Source organism: Umezawaea sp. NPDC059074, from assembly GCF_042738955.1.
Classification (GTDB): Bacteria; Actinomycetota; Actinomycetes; order Mycobacteriales; family Pseudonocardiaceae; genus Umezawaea.
This window is the reverse complement of sequence record NZ_JBHYHC010000087.1, coordinates 1-17,264: the sequence shown is the minus strand read 5'-3', so window position 1 is coordinate 17,264 and position 17,264 is coordinate 1. Positions and strand designations below refer to the sequence as shown.

Sequence of the window (17,264 nt, the reverse complement as noted above, 5' to 3'; positions counted from 1 at the left end):
CGTGGAGACGGCGGTGCCCGGCGCGTTCGTGATCACCCCGTGCCACCTGTCGGACGCGCGCGGGTCGTTCTACGAGTCGTTCCGGGTGGAGGAGCTGGAGGCCGTCGTCGGGGCGGAGTTCCGGCCGCTCCAGGTGAACTACTCGGTGTCGGCCCGCAACACGCTCCGGGGCCTGCACGGGGTTGCGGACTCGCACCCGCAGGCCAAGTACGTCACCTGCGTTCGGGGCGCGTTGCGGGACGTGGTGGTCGACCTGCGCGTCGGCTCGCCGACGTTCGGGGTCTTCGCCAGCACCGAACTCGACGCGGCCTCGGGCCGGTCCGTCTACGTGCCGCCGGGTGTCCTGCACGGGTTCCTGGCTCTGACGGACGACGCGTGCGTCAGCTACGTCCTGTCGTCCGCCCACGTGCCGGGGACGCAGGTCGACGTGAACCCGCTGGACGCGAGCCTGGACCTGCCGTGGGGCTTCACCGAGCCACCGCTGCTGTCGGTGAAGGACGCCGCCGCCCCGGACGTGGCCACCGCGCTGGCCCGCGGACTGCTCGGCCGGTGGAAGGGGTGATGTGGAACGATCGCCGACCGTGACCATCCGGGTGCTGATCGCCGACGACCAGGAGATGGTGCGCCGCGGCCTGCGCCGGATCCTGGACAGCCAGTCCGACATCGAGGTCGTCGCCGAGGCCGCGGACGGCGTCACCGCGCTGGAGCGGGCCGAACGGCTGCTGCCGGACGTGGCGCTGCTCGACGTCCGGATGCCGGGGCTGGACGGGCTGGAGGTCACCCGCAGGCTGGCGTCGACGCCGGTGAGGGTGGTCGTCGTGACCACGTTCGACCTGGACGAGTACGTGTACCCGGCGCTGCGGTACGGGGCTTCCGGGTTCCTGCTCAAGAAGTCCGGGCCGGTGCTGCTGGTCGAGGCGGTGCGGGCGGCGGTCAACGGCGACAGCCTGATCAGTCCGTCGATCACCGTGCGGCTGCTGCGCCAGGTCGTGGACGCGAAGCCGGAACCGCGGCCACCGGTGGAGCCGTTGACCGACCGGGAGATCGAGGTCGCGGGCAAGGTCGCCGAGGGGCGGACGAACGCCGACATCGGGGCGGAGCTGTTCATCGGCGCGGGCACGGTGAAGACGCACGTCGCCGCCATCCAGCGCAAGCTCGGCGTGCGCAACCGGGTCGGGATCGCCGTGTGGGCGCACGAGATGGGCTATTCGACCGGGAAGTGGTCCTGAGTGGACGGTCGTGACGCGCTGCGCCTGCTGCCCGCGGTCTTCCTGCTCCCGCCGGTGATCGTCGCGCCGTCCGGGGCGCTCGCCGTCGCGCTGTGCGCCACGGCGGTCGTGCTGGTGGGGACGTGGCGCTGGCCGGTGCGCCGGATCGGGCTCGGCACGGCCGTGGTCGCCGCGGCCGTGCTCTCGCTCGTGGTGGACGCCCTGTACACCGGCACGCCGTCGATGGCGCTGCTGTGGATGCCGTTCGAGCTGGCCGGGCTGCTGGTGGTGCTCGGCCGCGCGGTGCGGTCGGTCCGCTCGCGGCGGGTCGTGCCCGTGACGGCGCTGGTGGTCGTCGCCGTGCTGGCGCTGCCGCTGCGGTTCAGCCTGCACCTGACCCCGCCCCGGTGGGACACGGCGGTCCTCGGGCTGGTGGCGGTCCCGTTCCCGATCGCCGTGGCCATCGGGATCGGCGTCTACCTGCGAGGGCTGGACACCCGGCGGGTGGAGGCGGTGGCCGACGCGCGGGTGCGGCAACGGCTGGAACTGGCCGCGCTGCTGCACGACTCCGTCGCGCACGAGGTGACCGGGATCGTCGTGGAGGCGCAGGCGGCGCGGTTCGTCCCGCACGACGAGGCCGAGGCACGGGAGGCGTTCGCGCGGGTGGAGGAGGCGGCCCTGCGCGCGTTGGACTCCATGGACCGCGCGGTCACGGCTCTGCGCGCCGACGACCTGCCCGCGTTGGGGCTCGCCGACCTGCCCGCGCTGGTGGAGCGGTCCGGGGTGCGCGGTGAGCTGGCGGACGTCGTGCTGGGCCGGGACGCGGACGAGGCCGCCTACGCGGTGGTGCTGGAGGCGCTGACGAACGTCCGCAGGCACGCGCCCCGCGCCGGGGAGGTGGTGGTCGCGGTCGTCGGCGGGCCGTTCGTCGAGGTGTCCGTCGTCGACAACGGGCCGAGCACCGGCGGCACCCGTGCGAGCGGCGGCAGCGGCCTGGCCGCGCTGCGGGACCGCGTGGAGGCGGCGGGCGGCAGGCTGGAGGCCGGACCGCGCGGCGAGGGGTGGCGGGTGGCGGCGGTGTTCCCCGCGCGCTGATCTCTGCCGAACGGGAGAGGTCCGATCGGCGGCGGTGCCCGACCCTGGGGACATGCTTGAACTGCTCGACGTCACCAAGGTCTACCAGGGCGGCAACCGCGCCGTCGACGCCATCACGCTGCACCTGCGGCCGGGCCTGATCGGCCTGCTCGGCCCGAACGGGGCGGGCAAGTCGTCGCTGATGCGCGTCGCCGCCACCGTCACCCGCCCCACCTCGGGGCAGGTCCGGTTCGAGGGCGTGGACGTGGTGTCCCACCCCGACGCGCTGCGCCGGGTCCTCGGCTACCTGCCGCAGGACTTCGGCGTCTACCCGAACCTGACCGCCCGCGAGTTCCTGCTCTACCTCGCCGCCGCCAAGGGCCTCTCGACCCGCACCGCCAAGGCCCGCGTGGACGAGCTGCTGGGACTGGTGAACCTCGCCGGGGCGCTGAAACGGCCGCTGGGCAAGTACTCCGGCGGCATGCTGCGCCGGGTCGGCATCGCCCAGGCCCTGCTCGGCGACCCCAGGGTGATCATCGTGGACGAGCCGACCGCGGGCCTCGACCCGGAGGAACGGGTGCGGCTGCGCAACCTGCTCAGCGACCTGTCCGTGGACCGTGTCGTGCTGCTGTCCACGCACATCGTCTCCGACGTCGACTCGGTGGCCGCGGACATCGCCGTGGTCGCGCGCGGCAGGCTCCTGCGCCGCGGCGCGCCGGAAGACCTGCTGCGGGACGTGGACGGCCACGTCTGGGAGGTCACCGTGCCGTCGGCCGAGGTCGAGGCGATGCGGACCGGGCACGCCGTGAGCCGGATGATCCGCACCACCACCGGCGTCCGGCTGCGCCTGCTGTCGCCGATCCGGCCGTCCGCCGACGCCGTGCCGGTGCCGCCGGACCTGGAGGACGCCTACCTGGGCATCATCAACGGCCAAGCGGTGCCGCGATGACGGCACTGGCGCTCGGCGACTTCCGCGACCGCGTCCGCAGGCCCGTCTACGCCGTGACGCTGCTGGCCGCCGTGCTGCTGGGCTACCTCGCGGTGCCTGCGGCCGACGCGCAGTGGACGGTCGTGCAGCTCGGCTCGTACCGGGGGCTCTACAACAGCGCGTACGTGGGCACGGTGACCGCGTTGGCGAGCGCGGTGTGGCTGATGCTCGGCGGGTTCGCCGTGGTGCGCAACACCATCGCCCGCGACGAGCGCACGGGCGTGGGGGAGCTGCTCGCGGCCACCCCGCTGCGGGCCCCGGCGTACCTGGCGTCGAAGCTGCTCAGCAACGTGCTGGTGCTGACGTCGATGCTGGGCGTCCTGGCCGTCACCGCCTTTGTGCTCCAGTTCGCCCGCGGCGAGTCCACGTCGGTCGACGTGGGCGCGCTTCTGCTGCCGTACGCCGTGATCGCGTTCCCGGCCGTGGTGCTGACGGCGGCCGCCGCGCTGTTCTGGGAGCTGACGCCGGTGCTGCGGACGGGCGCGGGCAACGTGATCTGGTTCTTCTGCTGGATGGTGCTCGCGATCGGCGGCCAGAGCCCCGGCGCGCCGTTCGGCGGACTGGGCGTGAGCGCCGTGGTGGAGTCGCTGGGCGCGGCCATGGTGGCCCACGGTCTGGACATCACCGGCGCAGAGTTCAGCCTGGGCCTGACCGCAGTGGACGTCCCGCTCAAGCCGTTCGAGTGGACCGGGTTCACCCCCGACGGTGCTTTCCTGGTCAGCCGCCTGGTGGTCATGGGTTTCGCGGTGGCGTTCGCGCTGGCCCCGGTGCTGTGGTTCACCCGCTTCGACCCCTCGCGATCGGCGGGCCCCGCGACGCCCGTCGTCGACGCCGTTCCCACCCCGGCGACGTTCGGCGCTCCGCGCACCGTCGTGCGCCGGGGGAGCGCGCTGACGGCGTTCCCGCGCCTGCTGTCCGGCGAACTGCGGGTGCTGCTCCAGGGCGTGTCCCGCTGGTGGTGGGCGGGCGCGGGTGTGATCACCGCGGTCACCCTCGTCGTCCCGGCGGAGGCCGTGAGCGTGGTGCTGCTGCCCGCCGCGTGGATCTGGCCGGTGCTGCTGTGGTCGCGCCTGGGCACCCAGCGCCACGAGTTCGACGTGCAGTCCCTCCTCGGCCCCTACCCGGCGCTGCGGCCGCGGGTGCTCGCGGAGTGGCTGGCGGGTGTGGTGCTCACCGCCGGTGTGGGTGCCGCGGCCGCCGTGCGCCTGGTCGACGACCCGGTGGGCTTGGCGGCGTGGGCGGCGGCGGTCCTGTTCATCCCGTCGCTGGCGTACTTCCTGGGGTCGCTGAGCCGCTCGCACCGCTTGTTCCAGGCGTTGTACGTCCCGCTCTGGTACAGCGCGGTCAGCGGGCTGCCCACGACCGACTACATGGGAGTCCAGCACGGCGGCGGCCTGCCCGCGCCCGTGGTGGCGCTCGCGGGTGTCGTGATGGCGGGCGCGGTGCTGGTGTTCTCCGGTCGACGCGTGAGCTGAAAATCGGTTGTCCGAGTGCTCGCGAGGTGGCCATCCTGTCGGGCATGGGTCAGTGAGTTGGTGGAGCACAGGCGGATTACCGCCGTGCTGTCCGAAGTCCGCGCTCGACGCGGAATCACTTCACGGTTGGCGCGCAGTCGCCCGCCGCACACCACTGACCCCCGGAGGACTTCTGTCCTCCGCGAGCCTCGGAGCCGACCGAAGCCATGCACGACCGCAAAGCCCTCTGGGTGGTGCGGGAGCTGGGCCTCCCGACCATCGTCACGACCTGCACGTCGTGCCGCTCCACCCACCACCACCCCACCGGCAAGTTCCGCGTCAACGCCAGCGGCAAACTCCTCGACGTGTGGCTGCTCATCGGCTGCGACCGCTGCGGCCGAACGTCGAAGATCCCCCTCCACGAACGCGTCCACGTGCAGTCGCTCAACCACGAACGCCTGCTCAGGTACGAGCACAACGACCCGACCCTGGTGCGCGACCTGACCATGGACACGGCCCTGGCGGGCAGAACCGGCTACCGGCTGGACTGGACCGGCACCTGGGCGTTGGACACCGACCTGCCGTTCCACGACCTCGACGACCCCACGTCGTTGCAGGTCTACGTCCGATTCGAACTACCGGCCCCCATCCGCCTGGGAAAACTGCTGACCGCGGGCTTCGGCCTGAGCAGATCCGCCGCAAGCCACCTGGTGACCACCAACCGCCTCCACCTCCCGACCACCCTGGACACGAGGGTCCGCGAAGACCTCACCTTCCTCGTCACGCCTTGACGTGAACTCGTGCCCTTTCGAACGCTGCCACCAGGTTCGAAAGGGCACGAACCACTCAGGGGGCTTTTGGACTCCGATCGGTCCTCCCCATGATCTGCCCCGGCCAGGCCCGCGACCGGCTTGACGGTCGTCTCCACGCGCTCGTCGGCAAGGGGGAGTAGGAGTGTTCCAACCCGAGGGGCACCGTGAGCGGGTGCCACCTGAACTGAGGGACGGCCCGTCGAACTCCACCCCGTGCAACCTGGCGATCCTGCTGCTGTCCTGCGACATCCTGAGGCACGACGCGGTGGTGCTCATCGGCCGGTTCGTGTCCGAGAGTTCGATGGCCTACCTCCGGTCTCCCGGTCGAGGGTTGAGCTTCCGCGAGCAGAAGCTGTTCGGAGACGTGTTCACGCGCCACTGTCGACGCACCTTCGAAGCCTGGGAGAGGTTCAGGCTCGCCTTGGCGATGGACGCCCCCATCCCGGTGAAGAAGCAGGAGGTGAGCGAGGCTCGGGAGGCGTTGTCCTTCGAGTTGACCGAATCGATCGCCGCGTTCGCCGAGCTGCCTGCGAGCGTCATGCGACCTGGTTGTGCGATCGAGTGATGGTAGGGGTCCGTCGGTGAGTGCTGTGGTGTCGCGTCGGGTTGTGCTGGGGGGAATGGTCGGGCTGGCCGTTGTCGGGTGTGATGGTCCTCCGGGGGTTGCGGTGGAGCATCAGGTCGGGGTGGTGACGCCGCCGCCTGGTGTGGGGGAGTTCGTGGCGTTTGACGTGACCGCTGTGGGGCGGGCTGGGTTGGGTGAGGTGTTCGCGCGGGTGGGGGCTGTGCGTGGGGCTGAGGTTGGTGTGGGGGTTGGGGCCTCGTTGTTCGATGGGCGGTTTGGGTTGGGGGAGGTGAAGCCGCGCGGGTTGGTGGGGATGGGGGCGTTTCCGAATGACGTGTTGGAGCCGGCCTGGTGTCATGGTGATCTGAGCGTGCAGGTGTGTGGGGAGTCGGCTGCGCAGGTTGCGGCTGTGGTGGATCAGGTGGCGGCGGTGCCAGGGCTGGTGGTGCGGTGGCGGATGCCGGGGTTTCGGGTGGACAACGGGGTCGACTCGGTGGGGAAGCCCAGTGCTACCAACCTGTTCGGGTTCAAGGAAGGGGTGGGGAATCCCGACGTGCCTGATGTGTGGGTGGGGGAAGGGGAACCTCGGTGGGCGGTGGGGGGTACGTACCAGGTCGTGCGGTTGATCCGGATGGCTATGCCCTTGTGGAACGCGGATCCCGTGCCGCGGCAGGAGGCGGTGTTCGGGCGGGCGAAGGTGGGCAACACGGCGTTCGGGCGTGGGGGTGAAGGGGAGGAGCCGGATTTCGGGGGTGATCCGGATGGGCTGGTGACGCCGTTGGACGCGCACATCCGTCGGGCGAACCCGCGCACGCCGGAGAGCCTGGCCCACCGGATCCTGCGGCGGGGCTACTCGTACCGGCGGGACGGGGACGAGGGGATGGTGTTCGTGTGCTACCAGAAGGATCTGGAACGGGGGTTCGTCGCCACGCATCGGCGGTTGGACGGGGAGGCGTTGCAGAAGTACGTGCTGCCGTTCGGTGGTGGCTACTTCTTCACCTTGCCCGGTGGGAAACTCGGCGAGAGCCTGCTGGCGGCGTGATCACGGGGTAGCCGGGTGGAGAGCAGTGCGGCCGCGCCGATGACGACGATCCCGGCCAGGGACGCGGGGACCAGGCCGTCGACGAACACGCCGGGGCGGTAGTCGCCGTAGGACGCGAAGAGCGAGACCAGGACCGCGACCCCCACGGCCACGCCCAGTTCCCGTGCGACGCCGATGACGCCCGAGGCGATGCCCTCCGCCGAGGTGGTCAACGCCAGCGAGCTGACCGCCGGGTAGGTCAGGCCCAATCCCGTGCCGCACACCAGGAACGCCGCGGCCAGCACCGGGTACGGGCCGGAGGTCGCGAACACCACGGTCATCGCCGCCAGCGACAGCGCGATGAGGGCGTGGCCGACGACCATCAAGCGCCGCAACCCGAACCGCGCGGTGAGGACACCCGCGAACGGTGCCACGAACAGCGGCGGGACCGTGCAGGGGACCGTGTGCAGGCCCGCCTCCCACGCGCTGAGGCCCTTCTCCACCTGGAAGTACTGCGTGATCAGGAAAACGCAGCCGTAGAGGCCCGTGTTCGACAGCAGGGCCACGCCGTTGACGATCCGGAAGACCGGCGCGCGGAACAGGCTCGGCGGCAGCAGCGGGTGCGGGGCGCGGCGCTGCCAGGCGGCGAACGCGAGCAGCAGGGACCCGCCGCCGACGAGGGCCAGCAGGACCGGGGGAGACGTCCAGCCGTCGGTGGGAGCGGCGACCACGCCCCACACGACCGCGACCAGACCGGCGGCGGACAGCGCGATGCCGAGCGGGTCGAGGCGGGTGGCCGGGCCGGTCGACTCGGGCAGCGCCACGCGCACCACCACGAGCGTCGCGAGGCCGACCGGCACGTTCAGCAGGAAGATCCACGGCCAGTGCAGCCCGCTGACCGCCGCGCCGCCGAGGATCGGGCCGAGCGCCACGCCGAGGCCGCTGAACGCGCCCCACAACCCGACCGCCAGGGCGCGCGACCGGGGTGGCACGCCGGTCGCCAGCAGCGTCAACGACAGCGTCAGCACCGCCGCGGCCCCCACACCCTGCACCGCCCGCGCGGCGATCAGGCCGGTCGGCGAGGTCGCGAGTCCGGCCGCGGCCGACGCCAGAACGAACAGCAGCAGGCCGCCGGTGAAGGTCCGCCGTCGTCCGACGCGGTCGCCCACCGTCGCGGCGGCGAGGATGAGAGCGGCGAACGGCAGCGTGTAGGCGTCCACGGTCCACTGGAGCTGCTCGATCGACGCGGCGAGGTCCCGCTGGATCGTGGGCAGCGCCGTGGTCACCACCAGGTTGTCCAGCGACACCATGAACGCGGGCAGCCCGGTCGCGACGACCAGTGCCGCGACGGAACGGGACGGCGACGGTTCTTCCACCACGGAAACCTCTTCGGAATGAACTCGACGGCGTGACGGCAGGACGTCGGTCACGCCGGAATTCGACGTTAGCACTCGGTGGTTCCGGTGAATGGCACATTTTCGCCGGGGGCTTTTCCTGTGGTGAATCGTCGTGATTCCAGTGTCCGAGAGATCGGTATCAGACCAGTTCAGAGCGCATGGAGGCGGGGGATTCGTGGCTTATTTCTGTCACGTCAATGGAAGGAGGGAATGCGTTGTGGCATCCGTTGTCTCGTTTCGCGCTGATACGGTCCGGTTCATCGGGAAAGAATGGAATGGGCGGGTCACTATGCCTACTGCTGTCACGAGCGCGTCCGACATCGAGTTCCACTACGACGTGAGCAACGAGTTCTACGGCCTGTGGCTGGACGAGACGCTGACGTACTCCGCGGCGCTCTGGGACGGGTCCGCCGCGGACGACCGCGACGGGGCCGCGCTCGCACGGGCCCAGCGGGCGAAGTTCGCCCACCACCTGGACCTGGCGGGTGTGCCGACGGACGGCGGCGTGTTCCGGCTGCTGGACGTCGGGTGCGGCTGGGGTGGGCTGCTCGACTTCGCGGTCACCTCCGGCCGCGTGACCCAGGCGACCGGGTTGACGCTGTCACGGGCCCAGCGCGACCACGTCCGGGCCGCGGCGCGGCCAGGGCTCGACGTGGTGTTGGAGAGCTGGGAGGAGCACCGGCCCGCCGAGCCGTACGACGGCATCGTGTCGGTGGGAGCGTTCGAGCACTTCGTCACCAAGGGCACCCCGCGTGACGAGCGCGCCGACGCCTACCGCGCGTACTTCGAGCGGTGCCACGCGCTGCTGCGGCCCGGCGCGTCGATGTCGCTCCAGACCATCGCCTACGACGGGGTCACGGGCCCGGAAGGTCCGGTGGGCGCGTTCGTGACCACCGACATCTTCCCCGGCGCGACGCTGCCCCGGCTCGCGGAGATCACGGCGGCCTGCGACCCGTACTTCTCGGTGGAGGCGCTCACCAGCCGGGCCGACGACTACGCACGGACGCTCGCCGCCTGGTCGGCCCGCCTCGCCGCGGTGCGGGAGGAGGCGAGCGCGCTGGTCGGGGCGGACACCGTCCGCCGCTACCGGGTGTACCTGAGGGCGTGCGAGTCCACGTTCCTGCGCGGCGCGGCCACCCTGTACCGGATCGGCCTGCGGCGGCGGGACGAGGCGCTGCGCGGATGAACGGTCTACTGCACCGCACGCGACGATCTTGAGGAGTGGACGGCGATGGGCTCTCGCATCGCGGCTCTCGGGCACTACCAGCCCGGTGCCGAACTCACCAACGACCAGCTGGCGACGATGGTCGACACCGACGACGAGTGGATCCGCCGTCGGGTCGGCATCCGCAGCCGCCGTGTCGCGGGGCCGGAGGACACGGTGGACCGGATGGCCGCCGAGGCGGCCACGAAGGCGTTGGCGTCGAGCGGCGTGCCCGCCGACGAGGTGGACCTGGTGCTGGTGGCGACGTCGACCGCTGTGGAACGCAGTCCCACCACGGCCGCGCGCGTCGCGCGCCACCTCGGGTTGGTGTCGCCCGCCGTGCTGGACGTGAACGTGGTCTGCGCCGGGTTCACCCACGCCCTGGCGCTGGCCCACCACGCCATCGCGGCCGGGTCGGCGAGGACCGCGCTCGTGATCGGGTCCGACGTGTTCACGTCGATCGTCGACTGGACCGACCGGAGCACCGCCATCCTGGTGGGCGACGGCGCGGGGGCCGCGGTCGTGACCGCTACTGACCGCGACGAGATCGGGCCGGTCGTCTGGGGCTCGTTCCCGGAGATGCACCGGGCCGTGCGGATCGAGGGGACGCCGTCGCGCTTCAGCCAGGACGGCCAGGCCGTCTACCGCTGGGCGACCACCGAACTGCCGCCGATCGCGCTCCGGGCGTGCGCGGCGGCGGGTGTCGCGGTCGAGGACCTGGCCGCGGTGGTGCTGCACCAGGCGAACGCCCGGATCATCGAGTCGTTCGTCAAGCGGCTGGGCGTCACCACCGCCGTCATCGCCCTGGACGTCGAGGAATCGGGCAACACGTCCGCCGCGAGCGTGCCGCTGGCGTTCTCGAAGCTGGTGGAGCGGCGCGAGGTTCCGTCGGGCGCGCCCGTGCTGCTGTTCGGGTTCGGCGGCAACCTCTCGTACGCGGGCCAGGTCGTCCTCGCTCCGTGACGAGGGCGGGAAGGAAGAACAGTGCCGACCACCGTCGAAGTGATCGCCGAACGCGTCCGGACCGCGAGCACTCCGGGTCGGCGGACCGACGCCCACCGCGTGGCGCTCGCCGTCGAGGGCGGGAGCAGTCGGGGCGCGTACGCCAGCGGGATGCTGCTGGGGCTGGAGGAGCTGGGGCTCGTGTCGGCGTTCGACGCCGTGTACGGGTCGTCGGCGGGAGCGCTGGGCGCGGCGTGGCTGCTGGCCGGGGACGTGCGGACCGGGGTGGGGATCTGGACCGACCCGGTGCTGATGAGCCGGGTGATGAACCCCCGCAACCTCCTGCGACGTCGGCCGATCGTCGACCTGGACCCGTTGCTGGGTGACTCGTCGGCGGTGCTGCCGGGAGCGGTGATCGACAGCCCGGTGGAGTTCCACCCGCTGGCGACCGACGCCGCCACGGGGCTGTCCACCGACCTCCGACCGTTCATCCACGACGACGCGACGCTGCGGACCGCTCTGCGGGCGTCGGCCGCCCTGCCCGCGCTGGCGGGACCGCCGGTGCGCTTGGCGGGCAGGCGGTTCATCGACGCGTCGATCGCGGAGCCGCTGCCGTACCGGACGGCGTTGGCGCAGGGGGCGACCCACGTGCTGCTGCTGCGCACCCGCCCGCACACGGCCGTCCCGACGCCCGCGCCGCTGGCGGAGCGGCTGATCATCCCGTGGTTCCTCCGGGCGCAGGCGGGTGGCGCGCTCGACGCGTGGCGCGACTACTACCGCCGCTGGGTGCGGGACGACGCGGCGTTGGCCGACCACCCGGCCGTGCTGAGCCTGCGGCCGCCCGCGGGCGAAGGGGAGATCGGGCTGGTGGAGACGGACGTGGCCCTGCTGCGGAACGCGATCGGGACGGGCCGCCGCGCGGCGCACACGACCTTCGGTTTCCTGGCCAGGGACAACGCTTGTGCGCGAGCGCGGTCCAAGTGAGACGGTCGGGGAGCGGGAATTGTCGTACCCCCGTTCTAGCCTGACGACCTCGCCGAGCGCTGGCCCGCAGCGCGGTCGTCAGGAGGAACTGTGCCATCCGAATCCGTGTTCGCCTTCCGTGCCGAGCGTCGCGCGCCGGGGTCCGGGTGGGAGGTCGCGGCGGACTTTCTGGTGCACGTCAACGGTCTTGAGCCGGCGCACCTGACGTGGACCGCCGAGGACGGTGTCGAGACGGCGCTGGCGTTCTCGGCGTCGGGGTTCGTGGGGCACCAGTTCGGGAGCGACGGCCGGTTGGTCGAGGTGCGCGGGGTCGCGGACGGGGTGCGGGAGTCGTCGGGGCGCGCGACGCGGTTCACCACCGAGGACGGGCCGTTCACGCTGCTGCTCGACGACGGGCGCGGGGTGGCGGTGCGGTCGGCCACGTGGCGCGATCGGAACGGCGTGACGTCGATCGCGATGGTGCCCGCGGAGCAGGCCGGGCACGCGGACGTCACCCGGCTCGTGACGGGGGTGAAGGCCACCCGCGAGCACGCGGCCGCGGGGGAAGTGGCGGCCAACCTGGTGCTGGCGTGGGGGAAGTGGCTGAGCTTCGGCGTGTACGCGGAGGTGGAGTTCGAGTTCGCCGAGCCGACGGTGGTGGACGCGTACGTGTTCACGTCGGCCGACGACGCGCCCGACCGCGACCCGGCGGACTGGACGGTGCGCGGGTCGGTGGACGGGCGGCTGTGGCGGAACCTGGACACCCGGTCGGGGCAGCCGTCGATCTCGGGGCGGCACGCGTCCCGGACGTACGGGATCGCGGTGCCGGGGGCGTTCCGGCACTACCGGATCGACTTCCGGGGGACGTCGGGGTCGCCGGAACTCCAGTTGGGCGGGGTGCGGTTCCTGGCCGGGGGTCGTCGCGGGTTCGTCGGGCACCGGGTCGAGGCGGAGCCGGTGGAGTTCTCCGGGACGCTGGACGTCGCCGCTGGCTCGGCCACGCTGGACGTCGTCGCGCTGCCGGCCACGTTGCCGTGGAGCGACCAGGCGCAACTGCTGCGGACCGCCTTCGGCGACGACGAGGCGTGGGAGGCGCTGAAGGTCGCCGTGCGCGAGGGGAGCGAGGAGTACGGCGACGAGTCCTTCGACTTCCTGGAGGCCGTCGACGACCGGGTCTACCAGGGGCTGACGAAGGACCGGATCATGGCGGTCGCGTCGGCCCAGGACTACCCGCACTCGTACCTCGTGGTCGCCGATGACGTGACGTTCGCGTCGGCCGAGCACCCGCTGCTCGTGATCGACCTGTACGAGGAGCCCGGCCGGGAGTTCCGCTGCACGCCGGAGGACCTCTTCTCGGTCAGCGCCAACCTCGACATCTCGAACATGGACTACGCCGAGTTCGCCGAGGCCGTGGAGGAGGACGGGGTCTTCCGGGGGTTCTGATCGCGGGGACGGAGACCCTCCACGAGGGTCAGGACCGTGCCGGTCACCAGGTCCTCGTTCGAGCGGTCGCCCGCCAGGCCGCCCAGGACGATCGTGGTGAGCCCCTGGAGCACGGCGAGGATCGCCATGGCGACCCGGTCCGGGTCGGAGCCGTCGATCTCGCCGCGCTCCATGGCGCGGTCGATCAGCGCGGAGGGAGCGGCGAACGCGCGTTCGTTCGCCACGCGGACCTCGTCGGTCGCCGGGGTGCTCTTGCGCAGGAACATCAGCTCCAGCAGTTCGGGGCTGCGGGTCGCGAAGCGCACGTAGGCGGCGGCGAACGCGGTGAGCCTGCCGGTGAAGTCGGCCTCGGCGGCGTCCAGCGCCGCGTCGACCTCCTCGCCGAGCCTGCGCAGCCCGGTCGCCGCCAGCGCGTCGAGCAGGGACTGCTTGTCCGGGAAGTGCCTGCGCGGAGCGCCGTGGCTCACACCGAGGTCCCGCGCGAGTTCTCGAAGGGACAGACCGTCGACGCCGGAGTCCGCCAGCTTGCGCTCCGCGGCGTCCAGGAGGGCGGTGCGGAGGTTGCCGTGGTGGTAGGTCGACGTCATGAGGCCAGTGTACCGGTGATGTTGTCGTTGACAACATAGTAGACGCTGACTACATTCGGCCGCGGTCATTCGGACGCGGCGGAAGGTGTCGATCATGGCGGCGTACAACTGGTTCATCACGGGAGCGGGGTCCGGGCTTGGGTTGGAGGTGACCCGGCAACTGCTCGAGCGCGGTGATTCCGTCGTCGCCACCGGGCGCGCGCTCGGTGGCGGGTTGGCGGAACTCGCCGAGCGGTACGGGAGTCGCTTGCGGACCGCGGTCGTCGACGTGACCGACGCGGTTGCAGTGGAGCGCGAGGTGGCGCGGGCGTTCGAGACGTTCGGTCGGATCGACGTGGTGTTCTCGAACGCCGGGTTCGGTGTGCTGGGTGCGGTGGAGGAGCTCGACGACGACCTGGTGGCTCGGCAGATCGACGTCAACCTCGTCGGGGCCATTCGCGTCGTTCGGGCCGTCGTGCCGCGGCTGCGTGCCCAAGGGGGTGGCCGGATCGTGCAGATGTCCAGTTCGGGCGGTCAGGTGGCGGATCCCGGCATGAGCGTCTACAACGCCACGAAGTTCGGCCTGGAGGGGTTCTTCGACTCGATCGCGGTGGAGTTGGCCCCGTTCGGGATCGGGGTCACGCTGATCGCGCCGGGTGGGACGCGGACCGGGTTCGCCGCGAGCATCGTGGCGGCGCCCGCGCTGCCCGTCTACGAGGACGGTGTCGTCGGGATGGTCCGCGCGGCGCGGGCTGGTGGACTTGGGCCGGAGGAGTTGCGGCGGGCTGTCGCGGGTGATCCTGTGCGAGTCGCGGGCGCGATCATCGACGCCGCGGTCGTGGAGCCCGTGCCGCGCAGGCTGGTGCTCGGGGCTGTCGCGTACGAGGCGGTGACGGCCGCCCTGGGGGAGCGCCTCGACGCGCTGCGGGCGCAAAAGGTGGTGGCGCTGAGCACGGATGCCGACGACGTCCGGGTTTCGGTGTGATTCGTGACCGGTCGCGGGCATTGGTCATGATTGGTGATTATATTGGATCGTGACCGAGTTGATTCGTGTGGCAGGAGGAAGACGATGGACTTCGAGGAGCTTGATCACGAGGCGTTGTTCGAGGAGGCGTGGGTGGGGGTCGGGCACACTGCGGTGGAGTTGCCCGCGGTGGATGTGAACCGGGTGTTGCGTGAGCGGTATGAGGTGCGGCCGGCGGTTGAGTTCACGGCTACCTCTTTGTGGGACATGGAGGTGCGGAAGGCTGCCGCGCCGGACAAGTACCTGCCGAACGTGGTGAAGCCGGGGAGCGTGGAGTGGTTTCCCGGTGCTCGGCGTGGGGCTTTTCAGTACTTCACGCGTGTGTCGGAGCAGCGGTTGTGGCTTGATCCGACGGTGTTCGGTGTGGTGATCGAGCACGGGCGGTTGGATCACGCCGCTCGGCGGGCGTTCTTCCTCGGGGTGGAGGAGTTTCGCGCGCCGGACGGGCGGGTGTTCGAGGCGGGGACTGGGCAGCCGTTGTTCCACGTCGAGCACTCCGTGGCCGGGACGCAGGAAGAGCCGTTGAACCTGTGGCGGATCGTGCACCTGACGGAGCGGCCCGATCCGGCGATGGCGGCGTTCTTCGCGGAGATGGGGCGGGAGCGGTACCTGCGGGAGTTCAACGAGGTCTACCTGCGGGAAGACCTGAACCGGTCGCTGGAGCGGCGGTCGGTGCTCGTGTGAGTCACTCGGGGCGGATCGAGTAGGCCCTGGGGTACTTCTTGCCCGGTGAGGGGGTGGGGGAACCGGTGAACGTGACCGGTGTGCCCGCGGGGAGGACGGGGCGGTCCTCGGGGAGGTCGTCGCGGGAGACGAACCAGGAGCCGCCGCGGGTGTCGGTGATGAAGCCGTGGGGTTGGCCCGTGCGCCAGCCGGTCACGGTGCCGCGGCGGCGGCCTCGCGGGGTGCCTACGGGGGAGGCGACCGCTTCGGTGGAGCGGACGAACGGGCTGCGCAAGGGGTAGTCGCGGCGGTCGGTGGGGGCGAACAGGGCGTCGAAGCCGGGGGTGGAGGTGGCGGCCGCGCGCAGGGGGGCGGCGGTGCGTGGCGTCCAGGCTGGTGGTGGAGAGTCGGGGGTGGTGCGGACGTCGACCACCGGGACCACGACATTGACGCCGCGGTTGGCCAAGCGGGCTGCCAGGGGGGTGAAGTCGGCGTCGCCGGTGAGGAGGACGACGCAGTCGAGGGGGACGGTGGTGGCGCGTTCCCACGCCTCCAGGGCGAAGTGGACGTCCACGCCCTTCTCCTTGCCGCCGTGCAGGGGCATGTCGTGGCGGGTGATGCCCGCGATCTCGAGGACGTGGTCGAACGACGTGGCCGGTGTCTGGATGCGGCCGCGGACGTAGTGCGCCTCGTGCAGGACGCAGTCGTCGAGAGGGATGCCCGTCTCGGTGTGGAGGTACCAGCGGAGGGCGTCGTGGAAGCCGTCCAACGCGATCCGCGCCGCCCGCGGGTGCGCGGTGGCGTAGAAGTCGCTGACGTAGGCGAACCAGGTGCCGTCGTAGAACACCCCGATGCGCATGATCTTCCCCATCCGGAAGACCTTACGCCGGTCGGTCCAGCGAGTATCGCGGGTGAACCTTGACGTGCTTTTAAGTCGGGCTTAGGTCGGTGTCTTGGATCATCCAGCCCCGGAAGCTGTGGACCGGGTTCGTGGACTGGGTGAGGTGCTGGTGTGAAGGTCGTCGGTCGAAGACTCGTGGGGTTGACGTTCGTCGTTGCGGTGCTGGTGGCGGGGTGTGGTGATGAGGGCTCGTCACGACTTCTGCGGCACGGTGCGGAGGGGACGTTGACGATCGGGGTGACCGATGATCAGCCTGGGTCGAGTTTGTTGCGGGTTGATGGGAAGTATCGCGGGTTCGACGTGGATGTCGCTACCTATGTGGCCGGGCGGTTGGGGGTGTCCGCGGATCGGATTGTGTGGCGGCCTGTGCAGTTGGCTGATCGGGAGGATGCCATCGAGTCCGGGCGGGTGGATTTGGTGGTGGCCGGGTATTCGATCACTGAGGAGCGGAAGCGGCGGGTGGGGTTTGCCGGGCCCTATTTTGTGGCTGGGCAGGATTTGTTGGTGTTGAACGGGGAGAAGGGGATTACCGGGCCGGAGGCGTTGGATGGGCGGACGCTGTGTTCGGCGAAGGGGACCACGTCTGCTGCTCGGATCAAGGCTTCGTTTGCTCGGGGGGTTCGGTTGGTGGAGAAGTTTGATTTTTCGGAGTGTGTTACGGGGTTGTTGGTGGGGGAGGTGGATGCTGTTACCACGGATAACTTGATTTTGGCTGGGTATGTGGCCAAGAATCCCGAGTTGTTGAGGATTGTGGGGAAGACGTTTTCTGAGGAGTTGTACGGGGTTGGGTTGAAGAAGGGGGATGTGGAGGGGCGGGATGCTGTGGATGCTGCTTTGCGGCGGATGGTGGAGGAGGGGGAGTGGAAGAAGGCCTTGGGGCGGAATTTTCCTGGGACTGGGTTTGAGGAGTTTGTTGCGCCTGAGGTGGGGCGGGTTTGAGGGTTGAGGGGTAACCCCCGATTGCGCCGATTATCCCACCCTCTTTCGCATTTTCAAAGCTTGAAAAAACCCATGACAAATAGAAAGAGGGTGGGGGCGC

18 protein-coding genes are annotated in these 17,264 nt (G+C 70.9%); 15 read left to right on the top strand and 3 right to left on the bottom strand.

All coding sequences use genetic code 11. The features are described 5' to 3' along the window. The first annotated feature begins 1 nt into the window (after position 1). From ACFWW9_RS31155 to ACFWW9_RS31120, 8 genes are all read left to right on the top strand, one after another. Entirely contained in the window at positions 2–562 is a 561-nt protein-coding gene (locus ACFWW9_RS31155) for a dTDP-4-dehydrorhamnose 3,5-epimerase family protein (protein ID WP_390385321.1), read from the top strand. A gap of 19 nt (positions 563–581) precedes the next feature. Beyond that, positions 582–1,229 (top strand): response regulator, encoded by a 648-nt coding sequence (locus ACFWW9_RS31150; RefSeq protein WP_390385319.1) that lies wholly within the window; start codon positions 582–584, stop codon positions 1,227–1,229. After that, positions 1,230–2,303: a sensor histidine kinase gene (locus ACFWW9_RS31145; protein ID WP_390385317.1), complete on the top strand. Its 1,074-nt coding sequence runs from the start codon at positions 1,230–1,232 to the stop codon at positions 2,301–2,303. 52 nt (positions 2,304–2,355) lie between these two features. Continuing rightward, the gene (locus tag ACFWW9_RS31140; protein WP_390385315.1) at positions 2,356–3,231 is read left to right on the top strand and encodes an ABC transporter ATP-binding protein; all 876 of its coding nucleotides are present in this window, start codon (positions 2,356–2,358) and stop codon (positions 3,229–3,231) included. Further along, positions 3,228–4,745, top strand: coding sequence for a hypothetical protein (locus tag ACFWW9_RS31135; RefSeq protein WP_390385313.1), 1,518 nt, complete (start codon positions 3,228–3,230; stop codon positions 4,743–4,745). Before ACFWW9_RS31140 ends, ACFWW9_RS31135 begins: the two co-directional genes overlap by 4 nt. Positions 4,746–4,951: 206 nt before the next feature. Next, the gene (locus tag ACFWW9_RS31130; RefSeq protein ID WP_390385311.1) at positions 4,952–5,515 is read left to right on the top strand and encodes a DUF1062 domain-containing protein; all 564 of its coding nucleotides are present in this window, start codon (positions 4,952–4,954) and stop codon (positions 5,513–5,515) included. A gap of 193 nt (positions 5,516–5,708) precedes the next feature. Next, the gene (locus ACFWW9_RS31125; protein ID WP_390385309.1) at positions 5,709–6,101 is read left to right on the top strand and encodes a hypothetical protein; all 393 of its coding nucleotides are present in this window, start codon (positions 5,709–5,711) and stop codon (positions 6,099–6,101) included. A gap of 55 nt (positions 6,102–6,156) precedes the next feature. Next, positions 6,157–7,143, top strand: a complete 987-nt coding sequence (locus tag ACFWW9_RS31120) for a Dyp-type peroxidase (RefSeq protein WP_390385341.1) — start codon at positions 6,157–6,159, stop codon at positions 7,141–7,143. On the opposite strand, the gene ACFWW9_RS31115 is transcribed toward ACFWW9_RS31120, so the two are convergent. After that, a complete protein-coding gene (locus ACFWW9_RS31115; protein WP_390385307.1) occupies positions 7,089–8,498 on the bottom strand; it encodes a DHA2 family efflux MFS transporter permease subunit in 1,410 nt (469 codons plus the stop codon). The genes ACFWW9_RS31120 and ACFWW9_RS31115 overlap by 55 nt on opposite strands. 310 nt (positions 8,499–8,808) lie before the next feature. Here ACFWW9_RS31115 and ACFWW9_RS31110 point away from each other — a divergent pair, with 310 nt between their 5' ends. The 4 genes from ACFWW9_RS31110 to ACFWW9_RS31095 all read left to right on the top strand — a co-directional run bounded on the left by ACFWW9_RS31110 (position 8,809) and on the right by ACFWW9_RS31095 (position 13,071). Continuing rightward, positions 8,809–9,705 carry a class I SAM-dependent methyltransferase gene (locus ACFWW9_RS31110; protein ID WP_390385305.1) on the top strand — a complete coding sequence of 299 codons (897 nt, stop codon included), beginning with the start codon at positions 8,809–8,811 and terminating at the stop codon, positions 9,703–9,705. Between the two features lie 45 nt (positions 9,706–9,750). Beyond that, a complete protein-coding gene (locus ACFWW9_RS31105) occupies positions 9,751–10,686 on the top strand; it encodes a beta-ketoacyl-ACP synthase 3 (protein ID WP_390385302.1) in 936 nt (311 codons plus the stop codon). 21 nt (positions 10,687–10,707) lie between these two features. Continuing rightward, positions 10,708–11,649, top strand: a complete 942-nt coding sequence (locus ACFWW9_RS31100) for a patatin-like phospholipase family protein (RefSeq protein ID WP_390385299.1) — start codon at positions 10,708–10,710, stop codon at positions 11,647–11,649. Between the two features lie 90 nt (positions 11,650–11,739). After that, positions 11,740–13,071 (top strand): DUF6924 domain-containing protein, encoded by a 1,332-nt coding sequence (locus ACFWW9_RS31095; RefSeq protein ID WP_390385296.1) that lies wholly within the window; start codon positions 11,740–11,742, stop codon positions 13,069–13,071. Here ACFWW9_RS31095 and ACFWW9_RS31090 read toward each other — a convergent pair. Next, positions 13,017–13,658 carry a TetR/AcrR family transcriptional regulator gene (locus tag ACFWW9_RS31090; protein ID WP_390385293.1) on the bottom strand — a complete coding sequence of 214 codons (642 nt, stop codon included), beginning with the start codon at positions 13,656–13,658 and terminating at the stop codon, positions 13,017–13,019. The two genes, ACFWW9_RS31095 and ACFWW9_RS31090, sit on opposite strands and share 55 nt — an antisense overlap. Positions 13,659–13,752: 94 nt before the next feature. On the opposite strand from ACFWW9_RS31090, the gene ACFWW9_RS31085 reads away from it, so the two are divergent. Continuing rightward, complete coding sequence (locus tag ACFWW9_RS31085; RefSeq protein ID WP_390385290.1) at positions 13,753–14,622, top strand: SDR family oxidoreductase; 870 nt, start codon at positions 13,753–13,755, stop codon at positions 14,620–14,622. Positions 14,623–14,706: 84 nt separating this feature from the next. Further along, complete coding sequence (locus ACFWW9_RS31080; RefSeq protein WP_390385287.1) at positions 14,707–15,345, top strand: hypothetical protein; 639 nt, start codon at positions 14,707–14,709, stop codon at positions 15,343–15,345. 1 nt (position 15,346) lies between these two features. On the opposite strand, the gene ACFWW9_RS31075 is transcribed toward ACFWW9_RS31080, so the two are convergent. After that, positions 15,347–16,195, bottom strand: a complete 849-nt coding sequence (locus ACFWW9_RS31075) for an NYN domain-containing protein (RefSeq protein WP_390385284.1) — start codon at positions 16,193–16,195, stop codon at positions 15,347–15,349. Between the two features lie 141 nt (positions 16,196–16,336). On the opposite strand from ACFWW9_RS31075, the gene ACFWW9_RS31070 reads away from it, so the two are divergent. Continuing rightward, entirely contained in the window at positions 16,337–17,164 is an 828-nt protein-coding gene (locus tag ACFWW9_RS31070; protein ID WP_390385281.1) for a glutamate ABC transporter substrate-binding protein, read from the top strand. Positions 17,165–17,264: the final 100 nt, after the last annotated feature.

What these genes read in the sequence shown, in the direction of transcription:
- ACFWW9_RS31120 (WP_390385341.1), top strand. Translation starts at nt 6,157, where the DNA reads ATGGTCGGGCTGGCCGTTGTCGGGTGTGATGGTCCTCCGGGGGTTGCG.
- ACFWW9_RS31075 (WP_390385284.1), bottom strand. Translation starts at nt 16,195, where the DNA reads ATGGGGAAGATCATGCGCATCGGGGTGTTCTACGACGGCACCTGGTTC.
- ACFWW9_RS31090 (WP_390385293.1), bottom strand. Translation starts at nt 13,658, where the DNA reads ATGACGTCGACCTACCACCACGGCAACCTCCGCACCGCCCTCCTGGAC.
- ACFWW9_RS31130 (WP_390385311.1), top strand. Translation starts at nt 4,952, where the DNA reads ATGCACGACCGCAAAGCCCTCTGGGTGGTGCGGGAGCTGGGCCTCCCG.
- ACFWW9_RS31140 (WP_390385315.1), top strand. Translation starts at nt 2,356, where the DNA reads ATGCTTGAACTGCTCGACGTCACCAAGGTCTACCAGGGCGGCAACCGC.
- ACFWW9_RS31105 (WP_390385302.1), top strand. Translation starts at nt 9,751, where the DNA reads ATGGGCTCTCGCATCGCGGCTCTCGGGCACTACCAGCCCGGTGCCGAA.
- ACFWW9_RS31135 (WP_390385313.1), top strand. Translation starts at nt 3,228, where the DNA reads ATGACGGCACTGGCGCTCGGCGACTTCCGCGACCGCGTCCGCAGGCCC.
- ACFWW9_RS31080 (WP_390385287.1), top strand. Translation starts at nt 14,707, where the DNA reads ATGGACTTCGAGGAGCTTGATCACGAGGCGTTGTTCGAGGAGGCGTGG.
- ACFWW9_RS31085 (WP_390385290.1), top strand. Translation starts at nt 13,753, where the DNA reads ATGGCGGCGTACAACTGGTTCATCACGGGAGCGGGGTCCGGGCTTGGG.
- ACFWW9_RS31110 (WP_390385305.1), top strand. Translation starts at nt 8,809, where the DNA reads ATGCCTACTGCTGTCACGAGCGCGTCCGACATCGAGTTCCACTACGAC.